At 42.4% G+C, this 8,568-nt stretch carries 6 protein-coding genes and 1 pseudogene; 3 read left to right on the plus strand and 4 right to left on the minus strand.

The features are described 5' to 3' along the window. Positions 1–113: 113 nt before the first annotated feature. The 3 genes from CHL74_RS14315 to CHL74_RS14325 all read right to left on the minus strand — a co-directional run bounded on the left by CHL74_RS14315 (position 114) and on the right by CHL74_RS14325 (position 4,043). Entirely contained in the window at positions 114–773 is a 660-nt protein-coding gene (locus CHL74_RS14315) for a DNA adenine methylase (protein WP_094881866.1), read from the minus strand. A 1,015-nt stretch (positions 774–1,788) separates the two neighbouring features. Continuing rightward, positions 1,789–3,042 carry an ATP-binding protein gene (locus CHL74_RS14320; RefSeq protein WP_094881867.1) on the minus strand — a complete coding sequence of 418 codons (1,254 nt, stop codon included), beginning with the start codon at positions 3,040–3,042 and terminating at the stop codon, positions 1,789–1,791. A gap of 194 nt (positions 3,043–3,236) precedes the next feature. Continuing rightward, positions 3,237–4,043 carry an AraC family transcriptional regulator gene (locus CHL74_RS14325; protein ID WP_094881868.1) on the minus strand — a complete coding sequence of 269 codons (807 nt, stop codon included), beginning with the start codon at positions 4,041–4,043 and terminating at the stop codon, positions 3,237–3,239. Between the two features lie 173 nt (positions 4,044–4,216). Here CHL74_RS14325 and CHL74_RS14330 point away from each other — a divergent pair, with 173 nt between their 5' ends. Genes CHL74_RS14330 through CHL74_RS14340 form a run of 3 tightly spaced genes read left to right on the plus strand, consistent with a single transcriptional unit; the run spans position 4,217 to position 8,225 of the window. Beyond that, positions 4,217–5,515: a TolC family protein gene (locus CHL74_RS14330; RefSeq protein ID WP_094881869.1), complete on the plus strand. Its 1,299-nt coding sequence runs from the start codon at positions 4,217–4,219 to the stop codon at positions 5,513–5,515. A 6-nt stretch (positions 5,516–5,521) separates the two neighbouring features. Then, positions 5,522–6,598, plus strand: a complete 1,077-nt coding sequence (locus tag CHL74_RS14335; RefSeq protein WP_441339058.1) for an HlyD family secretion protein — start codon at positions 5,522–5,524, stop codon at positions 6,596–6,598. Between the two features lie 10 nt (positions 6,599–6,608). Further along, a complete protein-coding gene (locus CHL74_RS14340; RefSeq protein ID WP_094881871.1) occupies positions 6,609–8,225 on the plus strand; it encodes a hypothetical protein in 1,617 nt (538 codons plus the stop codon). A gap of 240 nt (positions 8,226–8,465) precedes the next feature. On the opposite strand, the pseudogene CHL74_RS16460 reads toward CHL74_RS14340, so the two are convergent. Continuing rightward, positions 8,466–8,568, minus strand: a pseudogene (locus CHL74_RS16460) (ISAon1 family transposase); the annotation flags it as partial.

Here is an 8,568-nt window from a genome sequence, read left to right on the forward strand (position 1 = left end):
GAATCACTCAACTCCAAGCTTAAGGCATTTAGAGGCCAACTGCGTGGAGTTAGGGACATACCGTTCTTTTTCTATCGTGTATCGTTGATATTTGGGTAGGGATGCCACGGACTTTATCGGATGAGCCGAAAATTACTTGCACCAAGAAGTGGACGATACGGAGGGTCAAAATAAAAGAAATTGTATTCGTTCCAATCCACAACTCTTACAATATCATTATAATCTCCATGCATAATCTCCACGTTTCTCAAAGCTTCGTGTACGTCAAGCAAAACTTGCTCATTGCATATTGTCGGATGGACGTATCTGCCAAAGGGAACATTAAAATTACCCATACTATTTTCTCTATACAACCCATTGAAACAAGTCTTATTGAAAAAGATAAATAAGGCTGCAGACCTTAAATTATTTCTCTCATGAACTGGAATACGATTATACTCGTCACGACGAGTATAATACCATTGCTTTCTTTCGTCATGTGTCTCTAATTCATAAAAGGAAGTCTGCAACTGGCTCAACTCCCCTAACAATCCGTCACAATGATTCCTAATCATACGATAACAATTTATTAACGCAGGATTTATGTCATTAATGACCACTCTAACTATATTATCATATTGACTCAACATATGAAACAACATAGCACCTCCACCTACAAATGGCTCAATATAGGTTACTTCTTCGTGGGTAACAAAATCGTCAGGCAGGTTATTCACCAGTACGGGTAATAATTTTCCTTTACCACCAGCCCATTTTACAAACGGTTTTGCCATATATAAATTCGATACACAAGTATAATCAAATCAACTCAGGCTTTTGTCTTGGCATACAGGAGAGTTTTCGCGTACATAACGAAATTATCTATACGATTAAAGTCAAGTACAACAAGGGGGCAAACTACAATATTGTGCCAGTCATAAGACATTGAGAATTTTCAGATACAGGATGTGATTAATGTGCCGATTGAATCAACCAAGGTATCAGCTAAGTTAGACATTGGGATGTGCCTTTATATAAAAACGTGGGATTCGCACTTTGCCCATCTCACCTTCGAGGCCTTCGCATTGCCTAATCGTCAAGACGGACAACGCGAAAGCCCACGTAAAAGATATATGGATACCTACGTGAGTCATCAAAAACATACTTGACGTATGGATACGACAACCCACGGCAGGATATAATATACCTCCCGTGAACATTCACCGTTGTCTTGTCTTCTGACGATTTTCGAGAGTTGCGAAGTTTCGAAGGTCAAAGACAAGCGTAAAGTAAACGCTCTTTCTATAAAAGTAGCCACTCTACATACAGAATACCATATATTACGATAAATCCGTAAGAGAATATGCATTTGCAAAGTTAATGAAATATTTTATGACGAACAAAACAATTTTTCGTTAAAAACAACGATGTAGTCAATACTTGCACAATAATCTTTAACGGTCTTTTTCGTTTAAGAAAGATCTAAAGGTTTTTAAATAGCAAACTTCAGGTTCTAACAAGATCTAAATGATTTGTTGGTTTGCGATTGATCTACGACCTTTGCAACCGACAAATCATTATTGTTTAACAATTAACTTCAATTTATTTATGGACAGAGAATGGATTACAACTTCCGAGCTTTTGGCCTATCTCAAGGCTCATCCCGATGACGAAAAGGAATGCAGACCTTTATGCATACCCGCGACTGGCCTCCTTCATCTATCAGAGAAAGCGAGATAATAGACAGGTATGGTGACTGCAAATGGAAGATTGAACAGTGAAGCAAAAATCAGTACTTCCCGAATTCTTTCAGACATTAAGACTGTTTGTATTCATCAAGAAGTCGTAGACATTCATTATGGTTATGCCTTCCTCTGTTTGATATGTAGGTGTTGGCGTACCGACAATTACAATCTTCGGGAAACTGTCATTGATTTTTAGCAACGAGTTTAGCTCCTGCTCCTTTTTTTCTTCTGTTGGCAGTGCATAAGCAGACTGTATATAGTAGCGTTTGTAGCCTTGATTGCATACAAAGTCAACTTCGAGTGTGGAACGTTGGCGTTTGCCATCTTCCACACTTTTCTGAATTACTATTTGACCGACATCGACAGAAAGTCCACGAAGACGAAGTTCATTGTATATGGCATTCTCCATCAAATGAGTGAATTCCGTTTGGCGAAAGTTCAGACGCGCATTACGAAGTCCCAAGTCTGTAAAGTAATACTTGGATGGAGTGTCTATGTATTTTTTCCCTTTGATGTCATATCTCGTGGATTTTTCTATCAAGAAAGCATCTTGCAACAGATCAAGGTAAATCTTTATGGTGTCCTTTGACAATACACTCCGTTTGACAGACTTAAAACTGTTTTCCAGTTTTGTGGGATTTGTCAGACTTCCAATATTGGAGGCGATAAGACTTATCAGTTCTTCTAAGTCATCGTCTTTTTGAATGTCATAACGCTCCTTGATATCTCGGATATAGGTATGTGTGAATAAATTTTTCAGATACTCTATTTTCTGTTGCGAATCAGTCATAGCTGCCACCTGTGGAAGTCCTCCGTATGTCAGATATTCCATTAGCAGCGACTCCTGGCTTCCTTCTTTTACCGAAGAAAACTCTTGGAAACTTAGTGGAGTGATGTGTATTTCGTCACCACGTCCACGAAATTCCGTTATGACATCCTTAGATAGAAACTTGGCATTGCTACCAGTGACATACACATCAGCATTCGGTATCTTCAGGTAACTGTTCAGCACATCTTCAAACTCCCGTACAAACTGTACTTCATCCAAAAGAATGAAATAAGGAAGACTGTCTGTCATTCGGGAATCTATATATTGAAGCAAGGCATCAGGATTTCTCAATGCTGCATTTCTGCGGTCTTCAAGGTCAACTTTTATGATGTGTGCATCGTCAATACCATGTTCTTTCAGATAGTTATAGAAAAGGGTGAACAGCAGGTATGACTTTCCACAACGGCGCATACCGGTGATTACCTTTATCATTCCGTTGCCTTTTCGGACTATAATCCGATTAAGATGTATGTCGCGTTTTATCTCCATGACTCGATTTTTTTGTGCATTGATACATTTTTGTCGAGTGCAAAGATATAAACATTTATTCAGAACACGATGGTATGACTCGATTTTTTTGTGCATTGATACACTTTTGTCGAGTGACGAGGACATCTTCTTAGCTCAACCACTCTCCTATCCGCTTCTTCCTATAACTCCTTTCGCTTGCGCAAGTTCATTTATTATTTCAATCTATATTGCTGTGGAGAGATGCCTACATGCGTACGGAAATAACGTGTTAGTGCTGTCTGATCTGAGAAATGGAAGTCGTGGGATATCTGCTTCAAACTACGCTTGGATGTTCGCATCACCAACTTTAATCTCAGAATAATATATTCGTCGATAATATGCTTTGGAGACATACCTGTCTTGCCTCTTACGATAATGCCAAGATATCGTCGCGTAATACTCATACGGTCAGCGTAATAATTCACTTCATGCCCCTTATTGTACTCATGTTCCAGCAAATCCATGAATCTATTGAACAACTCATCACTGCGCTGAGTGCCCTTACTTCGAAGGTCTTCTCGTGGATTGGAGAGAAGATAATCGTAAAAGCCCAAGAAAAACGCCTGCAACTGCAAGGCTACTATACGATCGGTCATGGAGTAATGTTCTACTGTAAAATAGAACTTGAATATACGGAACATGCTGTCCACCACTTCATTAATCAGATATTCATACCCACAGCGCCTGTCAGACTTCAGTGAATCATAGACGGCATGCTCCACATTCATGCTTGCTGAACGTAGGATATCACTACTGTATCTGATAACATATGCAGAAAAGTCATCATCTACGACTTCCCATTTCACCATATCTCCAGGAAAGAAGATAAGGACATCCTTACTACTTAAATCCCAATACTCAAAATTGATTCGCACTCGAGCATTACCCGAGTGTGAATAGACGATAGCACCATGGTCGATTGCATGAACTTCCTTATCTATCGCTGATTTATCAAAAATTATAAATTCTGTTTCGTTCACGCTGCAAAGTTAAGAAAAAGAGAATACTACAGCAAATAAATAGTATCAATTATAGATGTAGGAATTGACATAAAACGCCTTACATTTCCCGTATTGTCAAGTTCTGACTACATTTTTGTAAGTCTACGCTCTCCAAAAACCTGTAACTTTGCACTCGAAAATTCAAAGAGAATATGAATAACAGAATGATTTTGGCGATGTTTCTCGCCTCTACCCTATCAGCTTCGGCTCAGCACAGGATGAGCATCGAAGAAATGTTTAAACTGATAGACAAAAACAATACCAGCATTCAGGCTGGAAAGACTTCCGTAGACGCTGCGCAAGAAGGCATCAAAGCAGCAAAGAGCCAACGACTGCCAGACATCAGTGTCCAACTCAGTGCAAGCTACATCGGCAATGCCTTAATGACAGACCGTGACTTTACCAATGCACAGAACCTCACTTCCCCGCATTTTGGAAATCAGTTTCTGCTGGATGTGCAGCAAACAATATATTCCGGTGGAGCTATCAATGCTGGCATACGTATGTCAGAACTCAGAGCTAAGCAAGCCCAATTAGACTTGACGCTCAACGAACAGAATCAGCGATTTATAGCATTGGGGCAATATCTTGACTTGGAGAAAATCGCCAATCGTGAGAAGGTACTCAAAAGCAATATCGCGCTTACTCAGAAACTTATTGAGAATATCAAAGAGAAGCATCAGCAAGGTGTGGCTCTCAAAAACGACATCACTCGTTATGAACTGCAAATGGAGACACTGAAGCTAAATCTTACCAAGCTGCAGAACACTCGTAAGATTCTGAATCACCAACTTTGCAACACGCTCGGCATTGACCAGACAGAAGAGATAGACCCTACTGATGATGTTGCGACAGCAGTATTTAATAAGGACAGCGAAGATTATTGGCAACAGACAGCAGAGGCAACAAGCCCTCAACTGCAAATGGTGGCTGTCAATGAACAAATGGCAAAACAGCAGGAAAAGCTTGCCAAGAGCGAACTGTTGCCCAAGGTGGCTGTGGTGGCTCAGAATAATCTGAACGGTCCTATCACTTTCGAGCTGCCTCCCATAGACAAGAATCTCAATGTGTGGTATGTGGGCATTGGCGTAAAATACCAACTGTCGTCGATTTTCAAGAGCAATAAAAAGTTGAACCAAGCCAAACTTCAAAGTAAAGCAGCCTCAGAACAGAAAGCTGTAGCAGCCGAACAGCTTAATAATAATGTTCAGGCAGCACATACCAACTATCTGCAGAGCTATGTTGAACTGGAGACCCAGCAGAAGAATGTGCAACTGGCTCAGCAAAACTATGAGGTGGTAAACAACCGTTATCTCAACCAACTGGCACTCATCACAGACATGATAGACGCCAGCAACATGAAGCTGGATGCTGAACTGAACGAGGTGGATGCACGTATAAATATTGCATACGCATATTACAAAATGAAATATATCACAGGACAATTATAATAAATTATAGAAATGGAAAATATCAAGAAATACGCTTACAACACTCTTGTTATCTGTCTGATTGCCGTCGGAGCAATCATTGTTATTATGAACTTCAGCCACTTTGGCAATGTGGAATTTACGGACAATGCCCGAGTGAGACAGCATGTCACACCTCAGAACACTCGTGTACAGGGATTTATCAAGGAAGTAAGATTTGAGGAGTTTCAGCATGTGAAAAAGGGTGATACGCTCGTTGTGATTGAGGATGCAGAATTTCGTCTGCAACTGGCTCAGGCAGAAGCAGCCGTCAAAGGTCAGCAGTCTGGTTCGTCGGCTGTAAGTGCCAGCATGAATACCGTGGAAAACAACGTAATGGTGGCTGCTGCAGGTATGCGAGTGGCAACAGCCGGCATTTCGGAGGCTAAAGAAGGTATGGACAATGCCAAGAAAGACTATGACCGGTTTGCTGCCTTACTGAAGAAAGGAGCTGTAACCCAACAGCAGTTTGACAATGTGAAAACACAGTATGAACAGGCTGTCAGCCGCTATCGTGCTGCACAGGCACGACTGTCGCAGGCATCAGCCTCCCGTCAGGCTACGGCTGTGGTCAATAACGAGCAGAAGCATCGCCTTGGACAAAGTCGTGCCGGCGAGAGCGTAGCCGAAGCACAACTCCGTCTTGCCCGCCTGAACCTTTCATATTGCTATATCATCGCTTCATGTGATGGCGTCGTAGGCACAAAAGACATTCAGGAAGGCATGCTTGTACAGCCAGGTCAGACGCTGGTAAACATCGTAGATGCCAACAGCATCTGGGTGGAAGCCAACTATAAGGAAAGCCAGCTGCCTAACATCCATGAAGGAGCTGAGGTGGAGATGAAAGCCGATGCGGTGCCAGGCGTTAAATACAAAGGACATGTTGAGCGTATCAGCAGCGCCACGGGCAGTGCTTTCTCGCTGTTGCCAATCGACAATGCCACCGGCAATTTCGTTAAGGTGGAACAGCGTGTCTCCGTGCGAATCAAGTTTGACGGCAACAAGCCTGAGGACATGAAGAAGCTACGTGCCGGCTATAATCTGGAATGTGAGGTGAAATACTAATCCGAAGATTATGCTTCCATTACCTCCTCCCCCTCCAGCCGGCATGGGTTTTGCCATGCCTATGTTTCGCGACTGGGTTCCTAAATGTATTCAGCCGTGGATATATGTGCTCTGCGTGTTTGGCTTTCAGTTTTCTAGCGGCATGTATCTTGGTGCGCTTGAGGACATACAGGGTTCCACCAATTTTATGATTGAAGACCTGATGATGTTGCTCTATGCCAATCTTGCAGGTATGGCGATTTATTTTCCGATGCTTTTCCGCATGAAGTTTCGCTTTACCAACCAACAGCTCATCATCGGATCTGCCATAGTGGTCTCGGTGTGCAATCTCGTCACCATTCACACCACCTTCATGCCACTGCTGCTTGTAGTGTGTTTCATCGAAGGAATGGCAAAACTGCAAGGCACTTTCGAGCACATGAGCAACATACAGCTGTGGATTACGCCTCGTCGCGACTTTGCCGTATTCTTTCCAGTACTACATATCGTGCTGCTCACCTCCATTGAGGGTAGTGCTTTTCTTGCAGCATGGTTTGGCTATCATTTCACTTGGCAGATGATGCACATCTTCATTGTGGGATTCATGTGCCTGATTATGACCGTCCAGCTGGTGCTATGCCGACCGTTCTGTCCTATGCCACAACGCTTAAGCCTCAAGGGTATTGATTTGCCAAGCGGACTGCTCATCAGCTTGATAATGTTAGTGGTATGTTACATATGCGTATATGGTGACTACAAGATGTGGATGGACAGTCGCGAGCTTCGCATTCTCGTGGGTGTTGCCATACTTCTGACCGGCGTGTTGATACATCGCTTGCTACGAGTGAGCAATCCGTACGTCGATTTCAAGATATTCAGGTTGCGCAATGTGCTCCTTATCATGGTGGTTGTAATTGTCGGAGAATTTCTTTTTGGATGCGAACATACGCTGGAGGAGATACTCTGCGCTGAAGTTCTCAAACTCGAAGAGCATACCAAGGAAGAGTTGTTTCTCTGGGCATTGCCCGGCTTCTATATCGGCATTGCCATCGACCTACTGTGGCTCAAAGTGCTAAAATGGAAAGTCTGGAAACTCTTTGCCATTGGTTTTGGATTTATCCTTGCATATGCCCTGTTGATGTATTTCACCCTTGATATGGGCGTCAATATCGAGCAATTCCGTCTGCCTATCATTTGTCGTGGTGCAGCATACTCCATTCTTGCAGCCACACTGATGTGGTCGCTCGACGAGTCGGTTCCCGACCTGGAGCAATTCTTCATGGGACTGTTTGTCTTCAACATCTTCCACATGTATCTGGCAGGAGCCGCTGGTTATGGCATCTACACACACTGGTTCTCTACATTTATGAATGATGATATTGCACGCTACGGACAGCAGCTTACGCTTACCCACATCAACATGCAGCAGTTTGACTTTACAGCATTCATGGACAGTTATATGCCAAGCATGATGAACGTGGCCATTAAGCAGATCTACGGTATTGTCATCTGGATAAGCGGCATCATGACGCTCTTGTTCATGGCACTGGATATTCCTGCCGTACGAACCAATGTACGCAAAGTACCGATGTGGCCGGTTTACGGTATTGAATATCTTGCACGACTGACTGGCAAAAAGAAAAATTAGTAATATATCGTGAGTTCGACGTTAACGGACTCAATGATTCTCTCTTTATAAGCAAGAACCTGTTCCGTCAATGAAAAAGTTGACAGAACAGGTTCTTGCTTATATCAGTTTATTCCAATAACTCCTTTCGCTTGCGAAACTTGAGAAAAAAAGAAAAAGATTATTGTTAAAAGAATAGTGAGTCTGAGAAAAATTCCCTAAATTTGCGCCAGATAGGGCTCACCTGAAAAAGTGTGTGGATTAAGCATACAATCTTGTTAGTCTGAAGAGAAAGAATTTCTTGTCAATGATACCCCGAAGTTGTGCTCTGAAATGCTTGACTTTTGCATTGAAAGATTCTGCA

It is taken from the genome of Prevotella sp. 885, from assembly GCF_002265625.1.
Classification (GTDB): domain Bacteria; phylum Bacteroidota; class Bacteroidia; order Bacteroidales; family Bacteroidaceae; genus Prevotella.